26 protein-coding genes are annotated in these 24,893 nt (G+C 67.0%); 15 read left to right on the plus strand and 11 right to left on the minus strand.

Going from position 1 to position 24,893, the window contains the following annotated elements; genetic code table 11:
• From lspA to murJ, 4 genes are all read right to left on the minus strand, one after another.
• Positions 1 to 525: a signal peptidase II gene (gene lspA / locus AC5P60_RS03105; protein ID WP_005408564.1), complete on the minus strand. Its 525-nt coding sequence runs from the start codon at positions 523 to 525 to the stop codon at positions 1 to 3.
• Positions 525 to 3,356: an isoleucine--tRNA ligase gene (gene ileS, locus AC5P60_RS03110; RefSeq protein ID WP_161772104.1), complete on the minus strand. Its 2,832-nt coding sequence runs from the start codon at positions 3,354 to 3,356 to the stop codon at positions 525 to 527. The genes lspA and ileS overlap by 1 nt, the downstream gene beginning before the upstream one ends.
• A complete protein-coding gene (locus AC5P60_RS03115) occupies positions 3,353 to 4,300 on the minus strand; it encodes a bifunctional riboflavin kinase/FAD synthetase (protein ID WP_049404718.1) in 948 nt (315 codons plus the stop codon). The genes ileS and AC5P60_RS03115 overlap by 4 nt, the downstream gene beginning before the upstream one ends.
• A 75-nt stretch (positions 4,301 to 4,375) precedes the next feature.
• On the minus strand, positions 4,376 to 5,980 hold the full coding sequence (gene murJ / locus AC5P60_RS03120; protein ID WP_032965638.1) for a murein biosynthesis integral membrane protein MurJ: 1,605 nt from the start codon (positions 5,978 to 5,980) through the stop codon (positions 4,376 to 4,378).
• 117 nt (positions 5,981 to 6,097) lie between these two features.
• Between murJ and rpsT the strand changes: the two genes are divergently transcribed.
• The gene (gene rpsT / locus AC5P60_RS03125; RefSeq protein ID WP_005408560.1) at positions 6,098 to 6,367 is read left to right on the plus strand and encodes a 30S ribosomal protein S20; all 270 of its coding nucleotides are present in this window, start codon (positions 6,098 to 6,100) and stop codon (positions 6,365 to 6,367) included.
• Between the two features lie 216 nt (positions 6,368 to 6,583).
• Here rpsT and cgtA read toward each other — a convergent pair whose 3' ends face one another.
• The 3 genes from cgtA to rplU all read right to left on the minus strand — a co-directional run bounded on the left by cgtA (position 6,584) and on the right by rplU (position 8,404).
• Positions 6,584 to 7,636, minus strand: a complete 1,053-nt coding sequence (gene cgtA / locus AC5P60_RS03130; RefSeq protein ID WP_483692941.1) for an Obg family GTPase CgtA — start codon at positions 7,634 to 7,636, stop codon at positions 6,584 to 6,586.
• Positions 7,637 to 7,813: 177 nt separating this feature from the next.
• A complete protein-coding gene (rpmA, locus tag AC5P60_RS03135) occupies positions 7,814 to 8,077 on the minus strand; it encodes a 50S ribosomal protein L27 (protein ID WP_005408558.1) in 264 nt (87 codons plus the stop codon).
• Between the two features lie 18 nt (positions 8,078 to 8,095).
• Positions 8,096 to 8,404 carry a 50S ribosomal protein L21 gene (gene rplU / locus AC5P60_RS03140; RefSeq protein ID WP_005408557.1) on the minus strand — a complete coding sequence of 103 codons (309 nt, stop codon included), beginning with the start codon at positions 8,402 to 8,404 and terminating at the stop codon, positions 8,096 to 8,098.
• Positions 8,405 to 8,722: 318 nt separating this feature from the next.
• On the opposite strand from rplU, the gene uvrA reads away from it, so the two are divergent.
• The 3 genes from uvrA to AC5P60_RS03155 all read left to right on the plus strand — a co-directional run bounded on the left by uvrA (position 8,723) and on the right by AC5P60_RS03155 (position 12,946).
• Positions 8,723 to 11,716 (plus strand): excinuclease ABC subunit UvrA, encoded by a 2,994-nt coding sequence (gene uvrA / locus AC5P60_RS03145; protein WP_049454959.1) that lies wholly within the window; start codon positions 8,723 to 8,725, stop codon positions 11,714 to 11,716.
• On the plus strand, positions 11,716 to 12,123 hold the full coding sequence (locus AC5P60_RS03150) for an acyl-CoA thioesterase (RefSeq protein ID WP_033833359.1): 408 nt from the start codon (positions 11,716 to 11,718) through the stop codon (positions 12,121 to 12,123). Before uvrA ends, AC5P60_RS03150 begins: the two co-directional genes overlap by 1 nt.
• A gap of 97 nt (positions 12,124 to 12,220) precedes the next feature.
• Positions 12,221 to 12,946 carry an enolase gene (locus AC5P60_RS03155; RefSeq protein WP_483692942.1) on the plus strand — a complete coding sequence of 242 codons (726 nt, stop codon included), beginning with the start codon at positions 12,221 to 12,223 and terminating at the stop codon, positions 12,944 to 12,946.
• Between the two features lie 70 nt (positions 12,947 to 13,016).
• Here AC5P60_RS03155 and AC5P60_RS03160 read toward each other — a convergent pair whose 3' ends face one another.
• Complete coding sequence (locus tag AC5P60_RS03160) at positions 13,017 to 13,463, minus strand: copper chaperone PCu(A)C (RefSeq protein ID WP_483692943.1); 447 nt, start codon at positions 13,461 to 13,463, stop codon at positions 13,017 to 13,019.
• 34 nt (positions 13,464 to 13,497) lie between these two features.
• On the opposite strand from AC5P60_RS03160, the gene AC5P60_RS03165 reads away from it, so the two are divergent.
• The 4 genes from AC5P60_RS03165 (at position 13,498) to AC5P60_RS03180 (ending at position 17,161) form a co-directional block, all read left to right on the plus strand.
• Positions 13,498 to 14,274 (plus strand): enoyl-CoA hydratase/isomerase family protein, encoded by a 777-nt coding sequence (locus tag AC5P60_RS03165; RefSeq protein ID WP_012479449.1) that lies wholly within the window; start codon positions 13,498 to 13,500, stop codon positions 14,272 to 14,274.
• 140 nt (positions 14,275 to 14,414) lie between these two features.
• Complete coding sequence (gene tesB, locus AC5P60_RS03170) at positions 14,415 to 15,323, plus strand: acyl-CoA thioesterase II (RefSeq protein ID WP_033833355.1); 909 nt, start codon at positions 14,415 to 14,417, stop codon at positions 15,321 to 15,323.
• A 4-nt stretch (positions 15,324 to 15,327) separates the two neighbouring features.
• Positions 15,328 to 15,837 (plus strand): pathogenicity-like protein, encoded by a 510-nt coding sequence (locus AC5P60_RS03175; RefSeq protein ID WP_483692944.1) that lies wholly within the window; start codon positions 15,328 to 15,330, stop codon positions 15,835 to 15,837.
• Positions 15,838 to 15,943: 106 nt separating this feature from the next.
• Positions 15,944 to 17,161: an RNA polymerase sigma factor gene (locus tag AC5P60_RS03180; protein ID WP_033833353.1), complete on the plus strand. Its 1,218-nt coding sequence runs from the start codon at positions 15,944 to 15,946 to the stop codon at positions 17,159 to 17,161.
• Between the two features lie 51 nt (positions 17,162 to 17,212).
• Here the strand turns inward: AC5P60_RS03180 and AC5P60_RS03185 are convergent, their stop codons facing one another.
• A complete protein-coding gene (locus tag AC5P60_RS03185) occupies positions 17,213 to 17,773 on the minus strand; it encodes an EF-hand domain-containing protein (protein WP_483692946.1) in 561 nt (186 codons plus the stop codon).
• Between the two features lie 156 nt (positions 17,774 to 17,929).
• On the opposite strand from AC5P60_RS03185, the gene AC5P60_RS03190 reads away from it, so the two are divergent.
• Both AC5P60_RS03190 and AC5P60_RS03195 read left to right on the plus strand, forming a co-directional pair.
• On the plus strand, positions 17,930 to 18,685 hold the full coding sequence (locus AC5P60_RS03190) for an arginyltransferase (protein WP_005408547.1): 756 nt from the start codon (positions 17,930 to 17,932) through the stop codon (positions 18,683 to 18,685).
• Positions 18,686 to 18,723: 38 nt separating this feature from the next.
• Positions 18,724 to 19,938: an endonuclease/exonuclease/phosphatase family protein gene (locus tag AC5P60_RS03195; RefSeq protein ID WP_483692947.1), complete on the plus strand. Its 1,215-nt coding sequence runs from the start codon at positions 18,724 to 18,726 to the stop codon at positions 19,936 to 19,938.
• A gap of 113 nt (positions 19,939 to 20,051) precedes the next feature.
• On the opposite strand, the gene purT is transcribed toward AC5P60_RS03195, so the two are convergent.
• Positions 20,052 to 21,239 (minus strand): formate-dependent phosphoribosylglycinamide formyltransferase, encoded by a 1,188-nt coding sequence (gene purT, locus AC5P60_RS03200; protein WP_483692948.1) that lies wholly within the window; start codon positions 21,237 to 21,239, stop codon positions 20,052 to 20,054.
• A gap of 137 nt (positions 21,240 to 21,376) precedes the next feature.
• On the opposite strand from purT, the gene AC5P60_RS03205 reads away from it, so the two are divergent.
• The 5 genes from AC5P60_RS03205 to AC5P60_RS03225 are packed head-to-tail and all read left to right on the plus strand — an operon-like array spanning position 21,377 to position 24,075.
• Positions 21,377 to 22,258, plus strand: a complete 882-nt coding sequence (locus AC5P60_RS03205) for an SPFH domain-containing protein (RefSeq protein ID WP_005412616.1) — start codon at positions 21,377 to 21,379, stop codon at positions 22,256 to 22,258.
• 45 nt (positions 22,259 to 22,303) lie between these two features.
• Positions 22,304 to 22,483, plus strand: coding sequence for a type II toxin-antitoxin system antitoxin (locus AC5P60_RS03210; protein ID WP_005408543.1), 180 nt, complete (start codon positions 22,304 to 22,306; stop codon positions 22,481 to 22,483).
• Positions 22,480 to 22,659, plus strand: a complete 180-nt coding sequence (locus tag AC5P60_RS03215) for a DUF4177 domain-containing protein (RefSeq protein WP_005412614.1) — start codon at positions 22,480 to 22,482, stop codon at positions 22,657 to 22,659. The genes AC5P60_RS03210 and AC5P60_RS03215 overlap by 4 nt, the downstream gene beginning before the upstream one ends.
• Positions 22,660 to 22,662: 3 nt before the next feature.
• Entirely contained in the window at positions 22,663 to 23,256 is a 594-nt protein-coding gene (locus AC5P60_RS03220) for a PH domain-containing protein (protein WP_483692949.1), read from the plus strand.
• A 9-nt stretch (positions 23,257 to 23,265) separates the two neighbouring features.
• A complete protein-coding gene (locus tag AC5P60_RS03225; protein ID WP_033833349.1) occupies positions 23,266 to 24,075 on the plus strand; it encodes a M15 family metallopeptidase in 810 nt (269 codons plus the stop codon).
• Positions 24,076 to 24,443: 368 nt separating this feature from the next.
• On the opposite strand, the gene AC5P60_RS03230 is transcribed toward AC5P60_RS03225, so the two are convergent.
• Positions 24,444 to 24,815, minus strand: a complete 372-nt coding sequence (locus AC5P60_RS03230) for a DUF423 domain-containing protein (protein ID WP_033833348.1) — start codon at positions 24,813 to 24,815, stop codon at positions 24,444 to 24,446.
• Positions 24,816 to 24,893: the final 78 nt, after the last annotated feature.

A 24,893-nucleotide genomic window follows, 5' to 3' on the forward strand; every position in this document is an offset into this window, starting at 1 on the left:
TTACGGCTTCGGATTGGCATTATCCGCCTTTTTGGCGGACTTGCCGTCGAACAGGCCAAACAGGGCGATGCCGATGGCACCCACCACGATGGCCGAGTCGGCGATGTTGAACGAGGGCCAGGTGTAGCTGCCCACGTACCACTGGATGAAGTCGACCACGTGGCCGTGCACCTGGCGGTCGATCACGTTGCCGATGGCGCCGCCGATGATGAGCGCATACGGCACCGCGGCCTTCCAGTTGCCGCGCGCGGTGCCGCGCAGCCACCACGCCATCAGGCCGCTGATGGCGATCGCCAGCGCGGTGAAGAAGTACTTCTGCCAGCCACCGGCGTCGCTCAGGAAACTGAACGCGGCGCCGGTGTTGTAGGTGCGGTACCAGTTCCAGAAGCCGTCGATGACCACCACCGGCTGGAACTCCGGCAGGCTCGACAGCACCCAGGCCTTGGACCACTGGTCCAGGCCGATGATGGCGGCCGACAGCAGCAGCCAGACCAGGGCGTTCGGATGCGGACGGGGCGCGGCCATCAGAACCAGCTCCGCACTTCGCCGGCGCCGGTCACGTTGCTCACGCAACGGCCGCACAGTTCCGGATGGTCGGCGTTGCTGCCGACGTCGGCGCGGTGGTGCCAGCAGCGCACGCACTTGGCCTTGGTGGTCGGCTGGGCGCTGACGAACACCTCGTCGGTGGTCGCCGGGCGCACCTGCACGTCGCCACTGATGAATAGGAAGCGCAGTTCATCGGCCAGCGGCTGCCACTTCGCGGCCTGCTCCTCGTTGGCGGCAATGGTGATCTCCGCTTCCAGCGCGGCACCGATGGCGCCGTTGGCACGCATCGGCTCGAGCACCTTGGCCACCTGCTCGCGCACAGCCAGCAGCTGGTCGAAGTCGGTGGCGTTGAGCTGGGCATCGGCCGGCAGCGGCGCCAGGCCGTCGTACCAGGTGGTGAACAGCACATGGCCGGCGTGCTCGCCCGGCAGGTAGCCCCACAGCTCGTCGGCGGTGAAGGTCAGGATCGGCGCCACCCAGCGGGTGAACGCTTCGGCGATGTGGTACATCGCGCTCTGTGCCGAACGGCGACCGTGCGAATCGGTCGGCATCGTGTACAGGCGATCCTTGGTCACGTCCAGGTACAGCGAGCCCAGGTCCACGCTGCAGAAGTTCAGCAGCAGCTGCACGATCTCGGCCATGTTGTAGCCGTCGTAGGCCGCCTTGATCTTCTCCTGCAGCTCCCACGCGCGATGCACGATCCAGCGGTCCAGCGCGACCATCTGGTCGAGCGGACGCAGGTGCTGGGCCGGATCGAAACCGTCCAGGTTGCCGAGCAGGAAGCGTGCGGTGTTGCGCAGGCGGCGGTAGGCATCGGCATTACGCTTGAGGATCTCCTGCGACAGCGACATCTCGTTGCTGTAGTCGGCCGAGGCGATCCACAGGCGCAGGATGTCCGCGCCCAGCTTGTTCATGATGTCCTGCGGCTCGATGCCGTTGCCCAGCGACTTGGACATCTTGCGGCCGTGCTCGTCCACGGTGAAGCCGTGGGTCAGGCACTGCTTGTACGGGGCGCGCTTGTCGATCGCCACGCCGGTCAGCAGCGAGGACTGGAACCAGCCGCGGTGCTGGTCGGAACCTTCCAGGTACAGGTCGGCCGGCTTGCCGAAGCCACGCGCGGCGAGCACGCCTTCATGGGTCACGCCCGAATCGAACCAGACGTCGAGGATGTCGGTGACCTTTTCGTAGTCGGCGGCTTCAGCGCCCAGCAGTTCGGCGGCATCCAGCGAGTACCACACGTCAATGCCCTCGGCTTCGACGCGGTCGGCGACCTGCTGCATCAGCTCCACCGAACGTGGATGGATCTCGCCGGTCTGCCGGTGGGTGAACAGTGCGATCGGCACGCCCCAGGTGCGCTGGCGCGAGATGGTCCAGTCCGGGCGACCGTCGACCATGCTCTGGATGCGCGCCTTGCCCCAGGTCGGGAACCAGCCGACGGTGTCGATGGCGGCCAGCGCATCGTTGCGCAGGTTGGCCTTGTCCATCGAAATGAACCACTGCGGGGTGGCGCGGAACACCACGGGCGTCTTGTGGCGCCAGCAGTGCGGGTAGCTGTGGCGGATCGGATGGAACGCCAGCAGCGAACCGTTGTCGCGCAGCACGCCGACGATGGCCTCCTGCGCCTTCCACAGGTGCTGGCCAGCCAGCACCACGTCACCGGCCGGCGGGGTCGATTCCAGGTACACGCCACGGCCGTCGATCGGGGTCACCTGGCCGGCGTTGTACTTGTCCAGCAGGCCGTACTTCTGGCTGACCACGAAGTCTTCCTGGCCGTGGCCGGGGGCGGTGTGCACCGCACCGGTACCGTCCTCGTCGGAGACGTGGTCGCCGTTGAGCACCAGGATCTCGCGCTCCGGGTAGAACGGGTGCGCCAGCAGCTGGTTCTCCAGCGCCGCACCGGTGGTTTCACCGTGCAGCACCACGTTTTCGACGCCATAGCGCTGCAGCGCGCGCTCGGCCAACGCCGCAGCCAGCACCAGCCAACGGCGCTTGCCGTGGTGCGCCGGGCCTTCGGCCAGCACGTAGGTGATCTCCGCGCCCAGCGACACCGCCAGCGAGGCCGGCAGCGTCCACGGGGTGGTGGTCCAGATCGGTACGGCCACGTCCACGTCGGCCGGCACGCTCACGCCGAACGCCTGGCCGATGGCCTGCGCATCGCGTGCGGCGTAGGCCACGTCGATCGCCGGCGATTCCTTTTCCTGGTACTCGATCTCGGCCTCGGCCAGCGCCGAGCCACAGTCGAAGCACCAGTACACCGGCTTGGCACCACGCACCAGGTGGCCGTTGGCCACGACCTTGGACAGCGCACGGATCTCGTTGGCTTCGAAGTCGAAGCTCAGGGTCTTGTACGGGTTGTCCCAGTCACCGGTCACGCCCAGGCGCTTGAAGTCCACGCGCTGGATGTTGATCTGCTCTTCGGCGAACTCGCGGCACTTCTGGCGGAATTCAACGGCGTCGAGCTTGGTGCCGACCTTGCCCCACTTCTTTTCCACCGCGATCTCGATCGGCAGGCCATGGCAGTCCCAGCCCGGCACGTAGGGCGCATCGAAGCCGGCCAGGTAGCGCGACTTGACGATGATGTCCTTCAGGATCTTGTTGACCGCGTGGCCCAGGTGGATGCGGCCGTTGGCGTACGGCGGGCCATCGTGCAGCACGAACAGCGGGCGGCCGGCGGCGTTGTCGCGCAGCTGCTGGTAGAGCCCCTGCTCTTCCCACCGCGCCAGAATGCCCGGCTCGCGCTTGGGCAGATCGCCGCGCATCGGGAATTCGGTGGCTGGCAGGTTCAGGGTGGTCTTGTAGTCCTGGCTCACGCAGTGGCTCGCAATCTATGTTCGGAAAGGATGGCGCGCGCCTGTTCGGCGTCGCGGTGCATCTGGTCGGTCAGCGCCGCCAGATCATTGAATTTCTCTTCGTCGCGCAGCTTGGCGACGAACTCCACATCGATGTGGCGCCCGTACAGGTCGCCCTGGAAATCGAACAGGTGGGCTTCCAGCAGCGGCTCCACGCCCTCCACCGTCGGGCGGGTGCCGAAGCTGGACACTGACGGCCACGGCTGGTCGAACACGCCATGCACCCAGGTCGCGTAGATGCCCGACAGCGCCGGGGTCTTCGGGAACCGCAGGTTGGCGGTGGGGAAGCCCAGCGTACGGCCGAGCTGGCGCCCGCGCACCACCCGGCCGCTGATCGCGTACGGACGGCCCAGCAGGTCGTTGGCACGGGCGAAGTCGCCCTGCTGCAGCAGCTGGCGGATGCGGGTGCTGGAAATGCGTTCGCCATGCAGGTCGACCGCTTCAATTTCGCCCGCAGTGAAACCCAGTTCGGCACCCATTTTCTGCAGCAGAGCCAGGTCGCCACGGCGGCGGTTGCCGAAGCAGAACTCCGGGCCGATCCAGACCTCACGCGCACTCAGGCGCTTGACCAGCAACTGGCGCACGAAGGCCTCGGCCGGCATCGCTGCCATCGCCGCGTCGAATCGCAGCAGGCCGACCGCATCGACACCGAGCTCGCGCAGGATCTCGACCTTGCTGCGCGCCAGGGTCAGCCGCGGCGGCGGTGTGCCCTGGGCGAAGAACTCACGCGGCAGCGGCTCGAACGCCACGGCCACGGCGGCCACGCCCAAGGCGCGCGCGCGGGCAACCGCGTGGCGGACCAGCGCACGATGGCCCAGGTGGAGGCCGTCGAATGCACCGATACAGACCACGCTTCCGTTGGGGAACAACCCCCCGCCCTCGACGCTTCTGAACAGCCTGCTCATCAACTCTCGTTCCGGCCCGACCGGGGCCGCCGCTTCAATGGTGTAACCCTGAAGTATAGCCGCCACAAGCCGCGATCAATGCCCACGCAGATCGCGCGGGCGGAAGCCCATCGCCAGCATGGCTACCGCGTAGGTGGCACCGCCACCGCCGACCAGCAGCGACAGGCTGCCGATCCGCTCCCACACGCTCATCGCCGAGAAGCCTGGCAGCCAGTGCAGCAGGGCCAGCAGCACACCAACCATGGCCGCACAGGCCAGCAGCAGTCGCAGCAGATAGCCGCCCCAGCCCGGCCGGCGCTGGTAGACGTCGGTCTTGCCCAGCCAGTACCACAGCAGGCCCAGGTTCAGGTAACTGGACAGTGCACTGGCAATGCCCAGCGCCAGATGCAGGCCCGGCTGCTTGCCGATGGCCGCCATCACGCCCTGCGCCTTCAGCTCGTCCGGCACCATGACCTGGTACAGCACCGCCAGCAGGGCGAAGTTGAACACCATGTTGGCCACCAGCGCGGCCACACCCGCGCGCACCGGGGTCTTGGTGTCCTGGCGTGCGTAGAACGCTGGCAACACCACCTTCAGCAGGGCGAACGCCGGCAGGCCGAAACTCAGGCCGTACACCGACAGCGCGGTCATGCGGGTATCGAAGGCACTGAACTGGCCGTGCTGGAAGATGGTCGCGATCAGCGGTTCGGCCAGCAGCAGCAGGCCCAGCATGGCCGGCACCGAGATCAGCAGGGTCATGCGCAGGCCCCAGTCCAGCGAGCGCGAGAAGCCTTCGCGGTCGGTGCTGACGTGGTGACGGGCCAGCGCCGGCAGGATCACCGTGCCCAGCGCCACGCCGAACACGCCCAGCGGCAGCTCCAGGAAGCGGTCGGCCAGCGACAGCCAGGACTGCGAGCCATCGGTCAGCTTGGCCGCGATGACGGTGTCCAGCAGCAGGTTGATCTGCGCCACCGAGGAGCCGAACAGGGTCGGCACCATCAGCGTCATCACCTTGCGCACGCCCGGATGGCTCCAGCCCCAGCGCGGCAGGGTCAGCAGGTTGATGCCCTTCAGCGAGGGCAGCTGGAACAGCAGCTGCAGGATGCCGGCAGCCAGTACCGCCCAGCCCAGCGCCAGGATCTGCTTTTCCGGGGTGCCGCCCAGCCGCGGGGCCAGCCACAGCGCGCCGGCGATCATGCACAGGTTGAGGATGACCGGGGTCAGCGCCGGCATGGCGAAGCGCTGGAAGCTGTTCAGCGCGCCGCCGGCCAGGGCGGTCAGCGACACGAACAACAGGAACGGGAAGGTCAGGCGGAACAGGTCGACCAGCAGGCCCTGCTTGACCGGATCGGTATCAACGCCACTGGAGAAGACCGAGGCCAGCTGCGGCGCGAAGATCAGCGCCAGCGCAGTGACCAGCATCAGCACCCCGCCCAGGGTGCCGGCGGTGCGGGCCATCAGTTCACGCAGCTCGGCGTGGCTGCGGGTCTCCTTCACTTCCGTGAACACGGGCACGAAAGCGGTGGCGAAAGAGCCTTCGGCGAACAAACGCCGCAGGAAATTGGGTACCCTGAAGGCGACCCAGAAAGCATCAGTGATGGCGTTGGTGCCGAACGTGGTGGTCACCACGAAGTCCCGGACAAGTCCGAGAACGCGCGAGACCATGGTCATGCTGCTGAACGACAGCAGGCCCCGCAACAACTTGGGTGAACTCACTCAGCGTCCCTCTTGACAATCGACTTGACGTGCATTTCTTACGCCATCATACTAGCTAGCTTGCTGTTCCCATAACACCGATTTTTTCAGGAAACCACCACCGTGGCCAATATCAAGTCCGCCAAGAAGCGCGCCAAGCAGACCGTCGTGCGCAACGCGCGCAACGTGGCTCAGCGCTCGATGCTGCGCACCGCTGTCAAGAAAGTGATCAAGGCGCTGGACGCCAACGATGCCGCCGGCGCCGAAGCCGCCTTCGCCGTTGCCCAGCCGATTCTGGATCGCTTCAGCGCGCGTGGCCTGATCCACAAGAACAAGGCTGCTCGCCACAAGAGCCGCCTGAACGACCGCATCAAGGCCCTCAAGGCCGCCTGATCCGGCGTTGCCGCCCTGCCCTTAGGGGCCGGGCAGCAGACAAGAACCCGGCCCCGGCCGGGTTTTTTGTTGCCAGCGATCCACGGGGTCCGCGCGATCCGGTAGTGCCGGGCGCTGGCCGGCAACCCCGAGGAATGCCGGCCAGCGGCCGGCACTACCGGGGAACAAAAAAAAACCCGGCCGAAGCCGGGTTTTTCGCATGGAACCACAACAGCATTAACGCGCGTCGCGGGCTTCCTGCTCTTCTTCCTTCTGGCGATCGAAGAAGGCCATGATCCGGCTCATGATCGGGAAGGTGCCTTCGCGACCCAGCGCGGAGACCAGGAACCACGGCTCCTTCCAGCCCAGGTCGGCGACGATCTGCTCGGCCGCAGCCTTCGCTTCATCCTCGAACATCAGGTCAGCCTTGTTCAGCACCAGCCAGCGCGGCTTCTGCAGCAGTTCCGGATCGTGCTTTTCCAGCTCGCGCTCGATGGCGCGCACCTGCTCGACCGGGGAAATGCCTTCCACCCCACCCTCCATCGGCGAGATGTCCACCAGGTGCAGCAGCAGGCGGGTGCGCTGCAGGTGGCGCAGGAACTGCGCACCCAGGCCGGCACCGTCGGCCGCGCCTTCGATCAGGCCCGGGATGTCGGCAATCACGAAGCTGCGGTAGTTTTCCACCTTCACCACACCCAGGTTCGGGTACAGCGTGGTGAACGGGTAATCGGCCACCTTCGGCGTCGCCGCCGAAACGGCACGGATCAGGGTGCTCTTGCCGGCGTTGGGGAAGCCCAGCAGGCCGACGTCGGCCAGCAGCTTCAGCTCCAGCTTCAGCGTGCGCTCCTCACCCGGCTCGCCCGGCAGCGCCTGGCGCGGCGAGCGGTTGGTCGAGCTCTTGAAGTGCATGTTGCCCAGGCCACCGCGGCCGCCCTTGGCCACCAGCAGGCGGTCGCCGTGCTGGGTCAGGTCGCCGATGACTTCATCGGTGGCAACGTTGATCACCACAGTGCCGACCGGCACGGTGATGGTCAGGTCTTCGCCGCCCTTGCCGTAGGCCTGGCGGCCCATGCCGTTCTCGCCACGCTGCGCCTTGAAGATGCGGTCATGGCGGAAGTCGACCAGGGTATTCAGGTTTTCGTCGGCGCGGATGTACACGCTGCCGCCCGCACCGCCGTCGCCGCCGTCCGGGCCGCCGAGCGGAATGAACTTCTCGCGACGGAAGCCAATGCAGCCGTTGCCGCCGTTGCCGGCGAACACTTCGATTTCTGCTTCGTCTACCAGTTTCATTGTTTCGATGCCTGCGATGGGCGCGGCCTGCCGGCCGCCACCTTGAATGTTATGCCTGCCGATGGCCGGCAGCCCGGCCTGGCCGGTCTTGCTTCAACTCTAACGAAAAGCCCCGCCGAAGCGGGGCTCTTCATGCAGCACCCCCATGCCGAGGCACGGGCGCCGGCGATGCCTGGATCAGGCGTCGGCCGAGACGATGCTGACGGTGCGACGCTTCTTGGCGCCCTTGACCGAGAACTCCACCTTGCCGTCCACGAGGGCGAACAGGGTGTGGTCACGGCCCAGGCCAACGCCGGTGCCCGGGTGGAACTGGGTGCCGCGCTGACGCACGATGATGTTGCCGGCTTCGATGGCCTGGCCGCCGAAGATCTTGACGCCCAGGTACTTCGGGTTGGAGTCGCGACCGTTGCGCGAGGAGCCTACGCCCTTTTTATGTGCCATGACTGCTTCTCCTGATGCTTAGCCGGCGATGCCGGTGATCTCGATTTCGGTGTAGTACTGACGGTGACCCTGACGCTTCATGTGGTGCTTGCGGCGACGGAACTTGATGATCCGGACCTTGTCAGCACGACCCTGGGACAGGACCTTGGCGGTGACGGCAGCGCCCTTCAGCGCATCGCCCAGCTTCACGCCGTCGCTGTCACCCAGCATCAGGATGTTGTCAAACTTGATCTCGCTGCCGACTTCGACTTCGAGCTTTTCAATGCGGAGCTTTTCGCCCTGCGCCACGCGGTATTGCTTACCGCCGGTGACCAGTACTGCGTACATGACCAGGCCTTCCTCTGTAGTTATTGTGGTCTGAGCTGCCGCCATCGAGGGCGGACAGGAGCGGAATTTTACGCAGATCAGCGGGCGCGGGTCAAGTCAACCCCTGAACGTCGAAGGAGACGGCACCGGAAAGGGGTCAGAACCCTTTTCACGCCGTCAGCCAGGGATCTGACCCCTGGCTGACGGCCTGTCTCACAAGGTGAGACACCGGGCTGGCAATGTCGCCCATTGCCCCCATCTGGTCACCTCGGTAGGCTGACCGATTGCCGTTCCCTGCTGGCCCGGCACCCAGCCAACGCCCCCACAACCGGATCCCCCATGGCGATGGATTTCATCCGCATCCGCGGCGCGCGGACGCACAACCTGAAGAACCTCGACCTCGACCTGCCCCGCGACAAGCTGATCGTGATCACCGGCCTGTCCGGCTCGGGCAAGTCCTCGCTGGCGTTCGACACCATCTATGCAGAAGGCCAGCGCCGCTATGTCGAGTCGTTGTCGGCCTATGCGCGCCAGTTCCTGAGCGTGATGGAAAAGCCGGACCTGGACCACATCGAAGGCCTGTCCCCGGCCATCTCGATCGAGCAGAAGTCGACCTCGCACAACCCGCGTTCGACCGTCGGCACGATCACCGAGATCTACGACTACCTGCGCCTGCTGTACGCCCGCGTCGGCACCCCGCGCTGCCCGGACCACGGCTATCCGCTGGAAGCGCAGACGGTCAGCCAGATGGTCGACCAGGTGCTGACGCTGGACCCGGAACAGCGCTACATGCTGCTGGCGCCGGTCATCCGCGACCGCAAGGGCGAGCATGCGCAGGTGTTCGACCAGCTGCGTGCGCAGGGCTTCGTCCGTGTGCGCGTGGACGGCGAGCTGCATGAAATCGACGCGGTGCCGCCGCTGGCACTGCGCCAGAAGCACACCATCGAGGCGGTGATCGACCGCTTCCGCCCGCGCGAGGACATCAAGCAGCGCCTGGCCGAGAGCTTCGAGACCGCGCTGAAGCTGGGCGACGGCATGGCCTCGGTGCAGAGCCTGGACAACACCGGAACCGCGCCGACGCTGTTCTCCTCCAAGTATTCCTGCCCGGTCTGCGATTACTCGCTGCCGGAGCTGGAACCGCGCCTGTTCTCGTTCAACGCACCGATGGGCGCCTGCCCCGGCTGCGATGGCCTGGGCATGGCCGAGTTCTTCGACCCCTCGCGCGTGGTGGTGCATCCCGAACTGTCGCTGGCCGCCGGTGCGGTGCGCGGCTGGGATCGTCGCAACGCCTATTACTTCCAGCTGATCGCCTCGCTGGCCAAGCACTACAGGTTCGACGTCGACGCGGCGTGGAACTCGCTGCCGGCCAAGGTGCAGCAGGCCGTGCTTTATGGCAGCGGCGACGAAGCGATCACCTTCACCTACTTCACCGAAGCCGGTGGCCGCACCCAGCGCAAGCACCGCTTCGAGGGCATCATTCCCAACCTCGAACGCCGCTACAAGGAAACCGAGTCGCCGGCGGTGCGCGAAGAACTGTCCAAGTACATCAGCGAACAGCCGTGCCCGGAATGCCACGGCGCGCGCCTGAACAAGGCGGCTCGCAACGTGTTCGTGGCCGACCGCCCGCTGCCGGACCTGGTGGTGCTGCCGATCGACGAGGCGCTGAAGTTCTTCAGCGAACTGAGCCTGCCGGGCTGGCGTGGCGAAATCGCCGCGAAGATCGTCAAGGAAATCGGCGAACGCCTCGGCTTCCTGGTCGACGTCGGCCTGGATTACCTGACCCTGGAGCGCAAGGCCGACACCCTGTCCGGTGGTGAGGCACAGCGCATCCGCCTGGCCAGCCAGATCGGCGCCGGCCTGGTAGGCGTGATGTACGTGCTCGACGAGCCGTCCATCGGCCTGCACCAGCGCGACAACGAACGCCTGCTCGGCACCCTCACCCGCCTGCGCGACCTGGGCAACACGGTGATCGTGGTGGAGCATGACGAGGATGCGATCCGTCTGGCCGACTACGTGCTGGACATCGGCCCGGGCGCGGGCGTGCACGGCGGCGAGATCGTCGGCCAGGGCACCCTGCAGGACATCCTGGAAGCCCCACGCTCGCTGACCGGCCAGTACCTGTCCGGCAAGCGCGCGATCGAGATTCCGGCGCGCCGGCACAAACCGAACCCGAAGATGACCCTGCACCTGCGCGGGGCCAGCGGCAACAACCTGAAGGGCGTGGACCTGGCGATCCCGTCGGGCCTGCTGACCTGTGTGACCGGCGTGTCCGGCTCGGGCAAATCGACCCTGATCAACGACACCCTGTTCTCGCTGGCCGCCAACGAGATCAACGGTTCCTCGCACCCGATCGCCCCGTACAAGGAGATCGATGGCCTGGACCTGTTCGACAAGGTGGTGGACATCGACCAGTCGCCGATCGGCCGCACCCCGCGTTCCAACCCGGCCACTTACACCGGCCTGTTCACTCCACTGCGCGAACTGTTCGCACAGGTGCCTGAAGCGCGCGCGCGTGGCTATTCGCCGGGCCGCTTCAGCTTCAACGTGCGCGGCGGCCGCTGCGAAGCCTGCCAGGGCGACGGCCTGATCAAGGTCGAGATGCACTTCCTGCCGGACGTGTACGTGCCGTGCGATGTCTGCCATGGCAAGCGCTACAACCGCGAAACGCTGGAGATCCTGTACAAGGGCTTCAACATCAACGACGTGCTGGAAATGACCGTCGAGGATGCGCTGAAGCTGTTCGAGCCGGTGCCGTCGATCGCGCGCAAGCTGGAAACGCTGGTCGACGTCGGCCTGAGCTACATCAAGCTGGGCCAGAGCGCGACCACGCTGTCTGGTGGTGAAGCGCAGCGCGTGAAGCTGTCCAAGGAACTGTCGCGCCGCGATACCGGCCGCACCCTGTACATCCTCGACGAGCCGACCACCGGCCTGCACTTCCACGACATCGAAGCGCTGCTGGGCGTGCTGCACAAGCTGCGCGACGAGGGCAACACGGTGGTGGTGATCGAGCACAACCTGGACGTGATCAAGACCGCCGACTGGATCGTCGATCTGGGCCCGGAAGGCGGGCATCGCGGTGGCACCATCCTGGTCACCGGCACGCCGGAAGACGTGGCGGCCTGCCCGCAGTCGTACACCGGCCAGTTCCTGGCCCGCATGCTGCCATCCACCAGCGCGCGCCCGGAACAGCCGGCCGCCGTGGCCAACAAGCCCGATGCCCGCCCGCCGCGCAAGGTGAAGCCTGAGAAGCCGGCCAAGGTGGCGAAGAAGGCGGTGGCTACCAAGAGCACCGGCAAGGCCAGCAAGAGCACGACCAAGAAGAAGGACGCCTGATGAGCAGCGAACACAAGATCCTGGCCCGCATCCCGATCAGCGTGCGCTGGCGTGACATGGACAGCATGGGCCACGTCAACAACGCCAAGTACATTTCCTACCTGGAGGAAGCGCGCGTGCGCTGGATGCTGGGCGTGGACGGCGTATCGATGACCGACCGCATCGCACCGGTGGTGGCCGCGACCAACGTCAATTACCGGCTGCCGATCGTGTGGCCCAACGACATCGTGGTCGAACTGTTCGTCGAGCGCCTGGGCAACAGCAGCGTGACCATCGGCCACCGCATCGTCGATCAGCAGGACGATTCGAAGCTGTATTCCGATGGCAACGTGGTGGTGGTCTGGATGGATACCCAGACCGGCAAGAGCGCACCGCTGCCGGAGGCGATCCGCAGCGCCTCTACCTGACGCGCCCTGGTGGGTGCCGACCTTGGTCGGCACGCTTTGGCTGCAATGAGGTTGCCGGCCAGCGGCCGGCACGACCGACACTGATCAAAGGACTGACATGGTCCACAAGACCGAACTGCGCGACCTGCTGCCCGGCATGGTCCCCTACCCCACCGACGTCTTTCCCGCCGACCAGGCCTGGCTCGGCCAGCACCTGCTGCCGCTGCTGAAGATCGACCTGGGCGTGCTGCGCCCGGAACTGGCTGGCCAGGTGGCAACGATGCTGTGCCCGATCGAGCCGTACGACGGCTGCATCGGCGAGACCACCGAAGAACACCACAACGATTTCACCGGCACCAACTGGATCGCCTTCGAACTGACCGCCGGCAACCAGATGCGCTTCCTCGGCAACGAGGGCTATTTCATCGGCGATGCGGTACAGGACAAGGACGCACAGGAACACATCGCGCAGATGCGCGAGAGCTACGCCAAGGCCCGCGACTACCATGCCACGCACGGTCGTCTCGCCTGCTACTCGCGCTACGGCAAGGGTGAGGCCAGCGAGCGCGATTATCTGGATACGCTGGGTGGCCCCATTGGTTTCGGCAACTGGACCGAGACCGCGGAGATTCCCGCAGCCTTCGAACTGGGCTTCACCGAGGCGGCCGATGACCCCAACGCTGCGGACGATGCCGAAACGGTGATCATCACCCGCAATGGCAACAAATTCTTCGCCGTGGCCGACGTAGCCGGCTACAACTGGTGCGCCACCGGTGCCGACGCGATCGTGATGCTGTACGAGCCGGTCAGCCGCACGGTGCTGTTCTCTTACGACTGGTCGTAAGCCTGTTTGGTAGTGCCGGCCGCTGGCCGGCATACCGAGTTGCCGGCCAGCGGCCGGCACTGCCATCCCGCTACGGCGCGGCCTTGCGCACGGTCAACGTCGCACTCGCTTCGCTACCACCTTCCAGCTGCAGCCGCAGCGGCAGCACCTGCCCTTCCTTCAACGCACCCTTGCCCTGCATCAGCATCAGGTGCAGGCCACCGGGTTTGAACTCGGCACGCGCGCCGGCTGCCAGCGGCAGGCGCTCGATCGCGCGCATCCGGCTGACCCCGTCGACAATCGTGGTCTCGTGCAGCGACACATCACCGAAGCTGCTGCTGGTCGCGCCGGTGATCGCCACCGCCTTGCTGCAGCCGTTGTGGATGACGCCGTAGCCGGCGGTCATCGGCATTGCCGGATTCGGAGGCAACCGCGCCCAGCCCTGCTCCACCGTGACGCACGCCGGTTCGGCGGCCGAGGCCGATGCTGCGGTCGCACACAGGACCCACAGTACGCCAACGAATGGTTTGGTTATCATCGCCCAGGTTCCTTCTTCGCAACGAGACCGCAGCATGACGACGCTCATCGAGGTGATCAACCATGGCCCCATCCGCGAACTGCGCCTGGCACGGCCGCCGGTCAACGCACTGGACACCGAACTGTGCCGGCAGTTGATCCATGCCATCGAGCTGGCCATGGCCGAAGACGCGCATGGCATCGTGCTGTCGGGCAGCGAGCGCGTCTTCACCGGCGGCATGGACGTGCCGCACCTGCTCTCGCATGGCGATGACAAGCACAAGTTGCTGGACACCTGGAACGCCTTCTTTGGCGCCGTGCGCACGCTGGCCGAGAGCCGCATTCCGGTGGTCGCGGCGATCACCGGCCACGCCCCGGCGGGTGGCTGCGTGCTGGCCCTGTGCTGCGACTACCGGGTGATGGCGCGCAGCGCCGATCCGTCGCGGCCGTATGCCATCGGCCTGAACGAGGTGCAGGTGGGCCTGATTGCGCCGGAGGGCATCCAGCGCCTGCTGCGCCGCGCGGTGGGCGTGCACCGCGCCGGCGTGCTGCTGACCACCGGTTCGCTGGTGCCGGCCGAACAGGCGCTGCAGATCGGCCTGGTGGATGAGCTGGCCGAGGGAGACCTGGTGGTGGCACGCGCCATTGCCTGGCTGCAGAACCTGCTCAAGCAGCCGCGCCAGCCGATGCTGCTGACCCGCGCGATTGCCCGTGCCGACCTGCATGAGGCGCTGCACCCGGACCTGATCCAGCTGGACCGCTTCGTCGAGGCCTGGTTCGCCCCGGATGCACAGAACGCGCTGCAGGCCCTGGTAGCCCGGCTCGGCAAGTAAACGGTAGTGCCGGCCGCTGGCCGGCAACCAGGCAATCCTTCCGGGACGCCTGAGGCTGCCGGCCAGCGGCCGGCACTACCGATGATGGGCTGGCCTGCACCGGTATAATCGGGGCCTCTTCACTGCTGTGGCCGCCCCACTTGAACGACACGCCCGAACCCGTCGTCTCCGAGCTGATCGACCTGCTCACGCTGGAGCGGCTGGAGGACAACCTGTTCCGCGGGCAGAGCCGCGACATCGGCACCAAGTACGTGTTCGGCGGGCAGGTGCTGGGCCAGGCGCTGGCCGCGGCGCAGGCCACGGTCGACAACGGCCGCCACGTGCACTCGCTGCACGCCTACTTCCTGCGCGCCGGCAACATCGACCACCCGATCGTCTACGACGTGGACCGCACCCGCGATGGCGGCAGCTTCTCGGTGCGCCGGGTCACTGCGATCCAGCACGGCAAGGTGATCTTCTTCTGCGCGGCCTCGTTCCAGCAGGCCGAAACCGGCGCCGAGCACCAGCACAAGATGCCCGAAGTGCCGCAGCCGGAAGACATCGAACCGAACCGTCCGCTGCCGGCCGAAGTGCTGGAGCGGCTGCCGATCAAGGTACAGCGCTGGCTGTCGCGCGGTGGCCCGTTCGAGTTCCGCCACGTGTACCCGCGCGACGAACTGAACCCACCCAAGCGCCCGCCCTACCACCAGGTGTGGCTGCGCCTGAGCGAACCGGTGGGCGATGCGCCGGAGCTGCACCAGGCGCTGCTGGCCTACGCCTCCGACTTCCACCTGCTGGGCACGGCGACCTTCCCGCACGGTATCAGCTACTACCACCCGCACGTGCAGATGGCCTCGCTCGACCACGCGATCTGGTTCCACCGCCCGTTCCGCGCCGACGACTGGCTGCTGTATTCGCTGGACAGCCCCAGCGCGCAGGATTCGCGCGGCCTGGCCCGCGGCCAGTTCTTCACCCGCAATGGCGTGCTGGTGGCCAGCACCGCGCAGGAAGGCCTGATCCGCGTCGTTCCCGACCAGGCCACGGCCGCTGCCGTGCCAGCCAAGGAGTAACCCCATGCGCCAGATCTTCAGCAGCCAGCGCGTGGAAACCGTCGAAGGCGTGGCCGAGCTCCTGCGCGAGCATGGCATCGACGTCAAGGTGACCAACGGGCGCTCGTACAAGACCCGCCGCCGCGGTCAGTTCAGCTATACCGACCTGGGCAACGCCAACGCCTATCCGGCGGTGTGGATCGTACGCGCCGACGACCAGCCGCGCGCGCGTGAAATCCTGCGCGAGGCGCGCCTGCTCGACACCACCCGTCGCGACCACCCGACCGCCGAGTTCGCCTTCCGCGACGCGCCGGAACCGGGCAGCGGCGGCCGCAGCTGGGCCTGGCGCATCCGCATCGCCCTGCTGGTGGTGATCGCCGGCGTGGCGCTGGTGATCGGCCTGCGCCATCGTAGTGCCCCGGCACCGGTCGCACCGGCCCCTGCCCCGCAGGCCCAGCCGCAGCGGGCACAGCCGGCACCGCAGGCCGCGCCGGAAGAGGAAGAAGTGCGGGTCCGCATCCAGCCCTCCAAGTAACGCACGGGTAGTGCCGGCCGCTGGCCGGCACTACCGCACAGAAAGTCGGTCACATTGGGCGCGCGGCTCCGTCATGGGACACAATCCCCGCAGGAGAGCCGCCGCCATGACGACGTTCGCCGCATCGATCGACCAGACCCTGGAACGCGAACTGCCGGCCGCCGCCAGCGGTTGCCAGCACGCCTATGGCCGCATCGTGCTGGCCTGCCAGAACACGGTCACCGCCATCGCGCTGGCCATCACCCGCGACCGCCAGGCCAGCGAGGACATCGCGCAGGAGGCTTTCGTCAAGGGCTGGCAGCAGCTGCACCAGCTGCGCAGTTCGACCAGTTTCCTGCCCTGGCTTCGGCAGATCACCCGCAACCTGGCCCGCGATTGGCTGCGTGCACAACGTGGCCGGCCGCTGACCGGCGAGGCCGCCGAGGTGGCGATGGGCATGGCCGCCGACCCTTCACCGGGCGCGGCCGACCGGCTGCAGCGGGTGGAAGAAGAGATCGCCGCCGAGGACATCATCTCCGCGTTGCCGGCCGACAGCCGCGAAGTCCTGCTGCTGTACTACCGCGAAGGGCAGCGCTCGCAACAGGTCGCCGATCTGCTCGGGCTCAGCGATGCGGCCGTGCGCAAGCGCCTGTCACGTGCACGTGCCCTGGTGCGCGACGGCCTGCTGCAGCGCTTCGGTGAGTTCGCGCGCAGCAGCGCGCCGAGCGCCGCATTCGCTACGGCGGTGGTTTCGATGGTACTGGTGGCCGCGCCCGGCACGGCCAGCGCAGCGATCCTGCTCGGCACCGGTGTCGGCGTGGGCGGCAGCAAGCTGGGCCTGGGCGGCGTCAGTGCCGCAGGCGGGGCAGCCATGGGTTCACTGACGGCCGCCGCCAGCCAGCTGCACCTGATTCCCGCCAGCGACTGGGCCACCGTTGCCGGTGGCGTCATCGGCGGCATCATCGGCAGCTACCTGGGTGGCCGCTTCCTGCTGCGCTTCGCAGACACCCAGCAGGAACGAACAGCAGTGCGACGCTTCGTGCACCTCAATACGTTCACCGCGATGGTCGTCTGCACCAGCCTGCTGATCTCGCTGATGCTGCAGGTGCCAATCTGGCTGCAACTTGCGATTCTCGTCATCGGCCTGGGTACGGTGAGCTACCAGTGCCTGGTGCCGCTGCAGCGCGTGATGGCACCCATGATCGCGCGCGATTCAGCGCGGCGCGGCCGCAGCGGAACCAACTGGAAATACGAATCCGTGTACGGGCGCACCGGCATCATCGGGGCGAACGTATTCGTGATCGGCCTGGTGGTATATGCGCTGATGCGCAACGGAAACGTGTAACGGACAACGCCGGCAGTACGCCGGCGTTGTCATCGATCACTGCATTGAACCTCAGCGCTGCGGCTTCGGCGCAGCGCCATCACGCGGACCGCCATGGCGCGGGCCACCGTGCATCGGGCCCTTGGCGGCGTCGAACTCGGCCTTGCTCAGCTGGCCGTCCTTGTTGGTGTCGGCGGCAGCGAACCAGGCGTCACGATGCTGCTTCATGCGCAGCTCGCGGTCGGCCTTGTCCAGGTAGCCGTCCTTGTTCAGATCAAGCTGGTCGAAGCGCGCGGCCAGGCGCGGATCGGCCTTGGCTTCCTCGCGGCTGATGCGGCCGTCCTTGTTGACGTCCAGCTTGGCCCAGCGCTCACCGCCGTGGCCACGTCGCCCATGCTGCCAGCGCGGCAGCTCATCGCGCGAGAGCTTGCCGTCCTTGTTCTTGTCCAGCTCGTCGAACTTCGCGGCCAGGCGCGGGTTGGCGGCGGCCTCGCTGCGGTCGATGACGCCGTCGCCGTTGGTGTCCAGCCTGGCCGGGCGCTGCGCGGGCGTGGTCGGGGTGTCGGCCGCGAGCGCGATACTGGAAGCGGAGGTGCCGAGCAGCAGGGCCAGCAGCAGGGGGGTACGGATCATGAGGTCACTCCTGGGGATGGGAACAGCGTCGGGGTGATCACTTCACCCTCGGGGGACAACAACGCCCGGGCGCGACGTCGGTTGACGCTACTGCCGATTCCATTCATCCGCCGGACAGTCGCCGCCACTGCGACAACCTGGGGCTATGCTGTGCCCATGGCGATACATGGCGACAGAGACGACGAACTGCGACTTTTCCAGACCGGCGAGCACCCCTGCGGGTACTGGTCGGACCGGGTGGCACGCGACCTGGTGCTGGACCCGAACGACCGCCGCCTCGGTGCGCTCTATCCGCTGGCACTGAGCTGGGGCTTCCGCCGCAGCGGCGACCTGGTCTACCGGCCGCATTGCGCGCACTGCCAGGCCTGCGTGGCGGTGCGCATCCCGGTGGCGCGCTTCGCTCCGGACCGCAGCCAGCGCCGCTGCGCCGCCCGCAATGCCGACCTGGAGGTGCGGATCACCGCCGCCACCGCGCGCGACGACCTGTTCGCGCTGTACCACCGCTACCTCACCCACCGCCACGCCAACGGCGGCATGGACGACCATGGACCGCACGAGTTCGAGCAGTTCCTGATAGGCAGCTGGTCGCACACCCGCTTCATGGAAATGCGCCTGCCCGGCCACGACGGCCAGCCCAGCCAGCTGCTGGGGGTGGCGGTGACCGACGTCACCGAGCACGGCCTGTCGGCGGTCTACACCTTCTTCGACCCGGACCACGCCGCGCGCGGGCTGGGCACCTTCGCGATCCTGCAGCAGATCGAATGGGCGCGCCGCGAGGGGCTGCCGCACGTGTATCTGGGCTACTGGATCCGCGGCCACCAGAAGATGGACTACAAGCGTCGCTTCCATCCGCTGGAAGCCTACGATGGCCGCCGCTGGCACGATTTCGACAACGATCTGGACGGGCGCTGACAAACCGCTGACACCGGGCCGGGTGCACAATACGGCCCATGAACATGACCCGCCGCCATCCCCTGATCCTCGCCCTGGCCCTGCTCTGCGGCGCCACGGCCCCCGCCTTCGCCACGTCCCCTGCGATGACCGAAAAGCCGTCCGCTGCGCTGCGCCTGGCCACCTACAACACCTCGCTGTACTCCGATGACGCCGGCGGCCTGATCAAGGAGCTGGAAGGCGACAGCGAGCACGCGCGCAAGATCGCCGCGGTGCTGCAGCAGGTGCGCCCGGACCTGGTGCTGCTGAATGAGTTCGACTTCGACGACGCCCATCGCGCCGCCGACCTGTTCCAGAAGCGCTACCTGGAAGTGGCCCAGCCCGGCGGCGGCAAGCCGCTGCACTTCGCCTACCGCTACCTGGCACCGGTCAATACCGGCGTGCCCAGCGGGCTGGACCTGGACAACAACGGCGTGGTCGGTGGCGAAGGCCGCAGCCGCGGCAACGATGCATGGGGCTACGGCCTGCACCCGGGCCAGTACGGCATGCTGGTGCTGTCGCGCTACCCGATCGATGAAGCCAAGGTGCGCAGCTTCCAGCTGCTGAAGTGGAGCGCGATGCCCGGTGCGATCCGCCCGGTCGATCCGCGTACCGGCAAGAGCTTCTACAACGACCACGTGTGGTCGCAGCTGCGCCTGTCGTCGAAGTCGCATTGGGACGTGCCGGTGAAGACCCCGGCCGGCGTGGTGCATGCGCTGGTCTCGCACCCGACCCCGCCGGTGTTCGACGGTCCGGAGAAGCGCAACGCGGCGCGCAACCACGACGAACTGCGCCTGTGGCAGGAATACCTGTCCAAGGGTGACAAGCCATGGCTGTGCGACGACAAGGGCCAGTGCGGCGGTCTGGCGCAGGATGCGCGCTTTGTGATCCTCGGCGACCTCAACAACGACCCGGCCGATGGCGATGGCCGCCATGAGGCGATCGTCGAGCTGATCGAGAACGCCCGCGTGCTGCGCTACCCCACCCCGCGCAGCGTCGGCAGCGAGCAGACCAGCCTGGCCTATGCGGCCAAGGGCATCGAGCGCAAGGGCGCACCGTTCCACGCCACCGGCGATTTCGGCCCGAAGTCCGGCACGATGCGCCTGGACTACGTGCTGCCCTCGACCGGTTTCGAGTACGTGGGCAGCGGCATCTTCTGGCCGGCCAATGAGAGCCCGGAAGCGAAGATCGCCGACGGCAGCGACCACCACCTGGTGTGGGTGGACGTGCGGTAGCGTCGACTGGGTAGAGTCGACTGTTCGTCGACTGCACGGTGGAAAAAGGGGACGGAGGGGATTAAGTCGTTTGTGCCACAAACGACTTAATCCCCTCCGTCCCCTTTTTTGGTTTACGGGCGCAGTTCGACGCCGATGGCGTCGGCGGCATCACGCGCGGTGGCGCGTGCTTCGTCGATGGTTTCCGCGCGCGCCAGGGTCACGCCCACGCGGCGATGGCCGTGCACGCTCGGCTTGCCGAACAGGCGCACGGCGGTGTCCGGCACCTGCAGCGCGGCGGCGACGTTGTTGAAGTACGGCACGCCCTCGCCGTGCGCCAGCAACGCACACGAGGCCGACGGGCCGCTCTGGCGGATCACCGGGATCGGCAGGCCGAGGATGGCGCGCGCATGCAGCGCGAACTCGCTCAGCTCCTGCGATACCAGCGTCACCAGGCCGGTGTCGTGCGGGCGCGGCGACACTTCGCTGAACCATACTTCGTCGCCCTTCACGAACAGCTCCACACCGAACAGGCCCCAGCCGCCGAGGTCGTCGGTGATCGCGCGCGAGATCTCTTCGGCACGCGCCAACGCAGCACTCGACATCGGCTGCGGCTGCCAGCTTTCGCGGTAATCGCCATCCTTCTGCAGATGGCCGATCGGCGCGCAGAACGAGGTGCCGCCGGCATGGCGCACGGTCAGCAGGGTGATCTCGTAATCGAAATCGATGAAGCCTTCGACGATGCAGCGGCCGGCACCGGCACGGCCACCGGTCTGCGCGTACTCCCACGCCGGGGCGATGTCCGCCTCGCTGCGCAGGGTGCTCTGGCCCTTGCCCGAGGACGACATCACCGGCTTGACCACGCACGGCAGGCCGATGGCGGCCACGGCAGCACGGTATTCGGCCTCGGTATCGACGAAGCGGTACGGCGAGGTCGGCAGGCCCAAGGTCTCGGCGGCGAGGCGGCGGATGCCTTCGCGGTCCATGGTCAGGCGCGCAGCGCGCGCGGTCGGGATCACCCGCAGGCCCTGTTCCTGTTCCAGCTGGACCAGGGTTTCGGTGTGGATGGCCTCGATCTCCGGCACCACCAGGTGCGGCTGCTCCTGGGCGATCAGCGCGCGCAGCGCCATCGCATCGAGCATGTCGATCACGTGCGAGCGGTGCGCGACCTGCATGGCCGGCGCATCGGCATAGCGATCGGCGGCGATCACTTCCACGCCCAGCCGCTGCAGCTCGATGGCCACCTCCTTGCCGAGTTCGCCCGAGCCCAGCAGCAGCACGCGGGTGGCGGAGGGGGACAACGGAGTTCCAAGCTTGGCCATGGCGGTTCCAGCAGCGATGTGAAGGCGGGTGGGCATTCTAGCTGGCCGACCGCCCCGGCCACGGCATCCGACGAACGGTAGCCGACAAGTGATATCACTTTGATATCTTCACTCCGAACCCTCAAGGACGTACCGCCATGAAAGAGAAGTCGCTGTCTTCCCTCAACGGCCTCGGCACGCTGGCCGGCGCCCTGCTCGTCGCCCTCGCTGGCGCCGCCCTGTTCGTACTGGGAGTGGCAGCCAAGGCCAGTGCCGGCTCGCCCAATCTGTTGCTGATGCTGCTGGGCGCCCTGCTGGTGGCGCTGGGCGTGTTCATCCTGGCAGGCCTGTACACCATCCAGCCCAACCAGGCGGCGGTGCTGAGCCTGTTCGGCAAGTACGTGGGCACGGTCAAGGACAACGGCCTGCGCTGGAACAACCCCTTCTTCGCCAAGCGCCGGGTCAGCCAGCGCGTGCGCAACTTCGAGAGCGGCAAGCTGAAGGTCAACGAGCTGGACGGCAGCCCCATCGAGATCGCCGCAGTGATCGTCTGGCAGGTGGTCGACGCCTCCGAAGCGGTCTACAACGTGGACGACTACGAGAGCTTCGTGCACATCCAGTCCGAATCCGCGCTGCGCGCGATGGCCACCAGCTATCCCTACGACCAGCACGAGGATGGCCAGCTGGCCCTGCGCAGCCACGCCAGCGAGATCTCCCAGCACCTGAAGAACGAGCTGGCCGAGCGTCTGGCCGACGCCGGCGTGCAGGTGATCGACGCACGCATCAGCCACCTGGCCTACGCCGCTGAAATTGCCCAGGCCATGCTGCAGCGTCAGCAGGCCAACGCGGTGATCGCCGCTCGCACGCGCATCGTGGCCGGTGCAGTCGGCATGGTCGAAATGGCCCTGGCCGAACTGCAGAAGAATGGCGTGGTTGAACTGGACGAGGAACGCAAGGCGCACATGGTCAGCAACCTGCTGACCGTGCTGTGCTCGGACCGCGGCACCCAACCGATCGTCAACGCCGGTTCGCTTTACTGAGCCATCCTCGCAACGGGGCGCCCCACCGCCCCGCCAGGAGTTTTCATGAGTGAGAAGAAAGCCTATCCGCTGCGCATCAATGCCGAGGTCCTGGCCGCGGCACAGCGCTGGGCTGACGACGAGCTGCGCAGCCTCAACGCGCAGATCGAATACGTACTGCGCGACGCCCTGCGCAAGGCAGGACGCCTGCCGAAACCCACGCCATCGCCGGAGGACAAGGAATGAGCAAGCGCTGGAGCTACCAGACCATCGAGGTCAAGACGTCCATGATGGGTGTACTCAAGCCCGAGGACATCCAGGCCGAACTCAGCCGCCAGGGCCAACTGGGCTGGGAACTGGTCAACATCATCATCCCGGCGCCGATGCGCCCGGCGATGCTGGTGTTCAAGAAGGAGGCCTGAACCATGGGCGGCAGCGACCCGAAACCCTTTGACGTGGCCGAGAGCTCGCCGCTGCGCGTGCTCTGGATCGTGCTGCCGCTGCTGGCTGCCTTCGTGGCCTGCCTGTATGCACAGCTGTACAAGGCACCGGCGAGCGCACCCTGGATCGAAGTAACGCTGTCGCCGCCCTGGTTCCGGATGGGCGGCAGTGCGGCATGGAGCCTGCTGGTGATTGCCCTGCTGGGCATTGGACTGGGCACGGCCTTCTTCCGCCGCCGGGTGGAACTGGCCGGCGATGTGCTGGACGTCCGTTCAACGATGTACCGACGGCGGGTGCCGGTGGCGCAGTTGCGGCTGGACCAGGCCGAGGTGGTCGACCTGCAGCGTGACCGCCGCTATGGCATCCGTGTCAAAACCAATGGCTATTCAATGCCGGGCTTCTACTCGGGCCACTTTCGCCTGCAGGGAGGCGGCAAGGGCTTCGCCCTGGTCACCGACCGTGCGCGGGTGCTCGCCCTGCCGGTCAGTGATGGCAACACGCTGCTGCTCAGTGTGGACCGGCCGCAGGCGCTGCTCGATGCGCTGCGCAAGGTGGCCGCGTCGGCGCCGCGGCAGTAAGCTGCGGCGATGCAACGACGTGCCCCCCTGCTGATCAATACCGAGGCCATCGAGCTGTGGCCCGCCCACCTGTTGCGCGCACGCAGCAACCTGGATGCACGCCTGCTGTCGCAGGCGCAGTGGGTGCTGCGGCGCAAGCGTGATGGCCGCTATCTGGCGGTGGTACTGGCGCAGGGTGTGCACCCCATGGTGCCGCGCCTGCCGCGCGAACCCGGGGTCGAGGAAGCACTGGCACTGCTGGATGCCGCGGCTGCACGGCCCTTCGGCGCCGGACTGGAAGATCAGTGGCTGCCGCTGGCCGGGTTGCAGCAGCGCCTGCAGCAGCTTGGCCTGGATGGACAGCGCTATGCCGACGACAGCGGCCTGCCGCTGGAATCCGAGCCGTGCCTGCTGCACTTCGCCGGTCGCGACCGCTTTGCACGTCCATTGTGGCTGCGCCGTGGCGCCGCGCAGGGCTGGCGACGGATGCGACTGCACGCGGCACGGGATGGAATTGCGCTGGATGCCATCTCCGGCTTCCGCAGCCATGCCTACCAGTTGGGCATCTTCGAACGGAAGCTGGCGCGCGGCTTGAGCGTGGCAGAGATCCTGAAGGTAAATGCCGCACCGGGTTTCAGCGAACACCACAGCGGCCACGCGCTGGACATCGGCACACCGGGCGACGCCCCGGCCGAAGAGTCGTTCGACGCCACCGATGCGTTCGCGTGGCTGCAGGCGCATGCCGGCGGGCACGGCTTCCATCTGAGTTACCCGCGCGACAACCCGCACGGCATCGTCTACGAACCGTGGCACTGGTGCTGGAGACCGGCCAACGGCTGAGCCCCTCATGGCGAAAGCCTGGAGCGGTCAGCGCATGGCCGCGGGATGGAACAAGAAGGCAAAGACAGAAGCCGGTCGCTTCACTCGAAGCCTCTATAAGGGATCAGCGCGCGGCTGTTGGGTCCGCCTTCAAGCGAGCCGAGCACCGCAGGTCCGGCGAGGGCGAAGAGGTGCGGGTGTCTGAGCGCAGCGAGTTCCCGCACCGCCCCTCGACGGGCCGAGGAGCGCAGGGGACCGGTGCGCAGCGCCGGCTCGCGGCCGGCGGCGCGTTTCTTTTGGTTACTTTTCTTTTCGCGCGAAAAGAAAAGTAACGCCCATGAACCATCACGATCGCATCGGCATGGATCGGAGCGACAGCCCTGCGACCGTCACCGCCTCAACGCATTGATCGCCAGCAACACCCATCCGGCCATCATGCTGGTGCCCCCGATCGGCGCCATCCGCGTCGGCCACTGCCACAAGGCACCGCCCACCAGGCTGCCGGAAAACAGCAACACGCCCAGCAGCAGCACGTACAGCGCCAGGTGCGCGGTCGCCCCCTGCGCACGCGGGCCAAGCGCCACCAGCACCGCGCCATGCGCGAACGCATACAGTGCCGCCATGTTCAGGTGCTGCTGTGAAAGCGGGTCAGCCACACCGTGCGATGCGTAGGCGGACAGGCCGATCGATGCCGCCGCCAGCAGCGCACCAAGGCAGGCCAGCAGGGAAGGCTTACGTGCGCGACGTTCCAGGTTGAACATGGGGGCTCCTTGCACAGCGCCCTTTCCGGGCGCCAGATGAAAAAAAACGCGCCGCAATGAGCGGCGCGTTTTCGTGTC

The sequence above is a fragment of the Stenotrophomonas sp. YJH_SMC_120 genome (assembly GCF_059368675.1).

What these genes read in the sequence shown, in the direction of transcription:
- lspA (WP_005408564.1), bottom strand. Translation starts at nt 525, where the DNA reads ATGGCCGCGCCCCGTCCGCATCCGAACGCCCTGGTCTGGCTGCTGCTG.
- AC5P60_RS03115 (WP_049404718.1), bottom strand. Translation starts at nt 4,300, where the DNA reads ATGAGCAGGCTGTTCAGAAGCGTCGAGGGCGGGGGGTTGTTCCCCAAC.
- cgtA (WP_483692941.1), bottom strand. Translation starts at nt 7,636, where the DNA reads ATGAAACTGGTAGACGAAGCAGAAATCGAAGTGTTCGCCGGCAACGGC.
- rpmA (WP_005408558.1), bottom strand. Translation starts at nt 8,077, where the DNA reads ATGGCACATAAAAAGGGCGTAGGCTCCTCGCGCAACGGTCGCGACTCC.
- rplU (WP_005408557.1), bottom strand. Translation starts at nt 8,404, where the DNA reads ATGTACGCAGTACTGGTCACCGGCGGTAAGCAATACCGCGTGGCGCAG.
- uvrA (WP_049454959.1), top strand. Translation starts at nt 8,723, where the DNA reads ATGGCGATGGATTTCATCCGCATCCGCGGCGCGCGGACGCACAACCTG.
- AC5P60_RS03150 (WP_033833359.1), top strand. Translation starts at nt 11,716, where the DNA reads ATGAGCAGCGAACACAAGATCCTGGCCCGCATCCCGATCAGCGTGCGC.
- AC5P60_RS03155 (WP_483692942.1), top strand. Translation starts at nt 12,221, where the DNA reads ATGGTCCACAAGACCGAACTGCGCGACCTGCTGCCCGGCATGGTCCCC.
- AC5P60_RS03160 (WP_483692943.1), bottom strand. Translation starts at nt 13,463, where the DNA reads ATGATAACCAAACCATTCGTTGGCGTACTGTGGGTCCTGTGTGCGACC.
- AC5P60_RS03165 (WP_012479449.1), top strand. Translation starts at nt 13,498, where the DNA reads ATGACGACGCTCATCGAGGTGATCAACCATGGCCCCATCCGCGAACTG.
- AC5P60_RS03175 (WP_483692944.1), top strand. Translation starts at nt 15,328, where the DNA reads ATGCGCCAGATCTTCAGCAGCCAGCGCGTGGAAACCGTCGAAGGCGTG.
- AC5P60_RS03180 (WP_033833353.1), top strand. Translation starts at nt 15,944, where the DNA reads ATGACGACGTTCGCCGCATCGATCGACCAGACCCTGGAACGCGAACTG.
- AC5P60_RS03185 (WP_483692946.1), bottom strand. Translation starts at nt 17,773, where the DNA reads ATGATCCGTACCCCCCTGCTGCTGGCCCTGCTGCTCGGCACCTCCGCT.
- AC5P60_RS03190 (WP_005408547.1), top strand. Translation starts at nt 17,930, where the DNA reads ATGGCGATACATGGCGACAGAGACGACGAACTGCGACTTTTCCAGACC.
- AC5P60_RS03195 (WP_483692947.1), top strand. Translation starts at nt 18,724, where the DNA reads ATGAACATGACCCGCCGCCATCCCCTGATCCTCGCCCTGGCCCTGCTC.
- purT (WP_483692948.1), bottom strand. Translation starts at nt 21,239, where the DNA reads ATGGCCAAGCTTGGAACTCCGTTGTCCCCCTCCGCCACCCGCGTGCTG.
- AC5P60_RS03205 (WP_005412616.1), top strand. Translation starts at nt 21,377, where the DNA reads ATGAAAGAGAAGTCGCTGTCTTCCCTCAACGGCCTCGGCACGCTGGCC.
- AC5P60_RS03210 (WP_005408543.1), top strand. Translation starts at nt 22,304, where the DNA reads ATGAGTGAGAAGAAAGCCTATCCGCTGCGCATCAATGCCGAGGTCCTG.
- AC5P60_RS03215 (WP_005412614.1), top strand. Translation starts at nt 22,480, where the DNA reads ATGAGCAAGCGCTGGAGCTACCAGACCATCGAGGTCAAGACGTCCATG.
- AC5P60_RS03220 (WP_483692949.1), top strand. Translation starts at nt 22,663, where the DNA reads ATGGGCGGCAGCGACCCGAAACCCTTTGACGTGGCCGAGAGCTCGCCG.
- AC5P60_RS03225 (WP_033833349.1), top strand. Translation starts at nt 23,266, where the DNA reads ATGCAACGACGTGCCCCCCTGCTGATCAATACCGAGGCCATCGAGCTG.
- AC5P60_RS03230 (WP_033833348.1), bottom strand. Translation starts at nt 24,815, where the DNA reads ATGTTCAACCTGGAACGTCGCGCACGTAAGCCTTCCCTGCTGGCCTGC.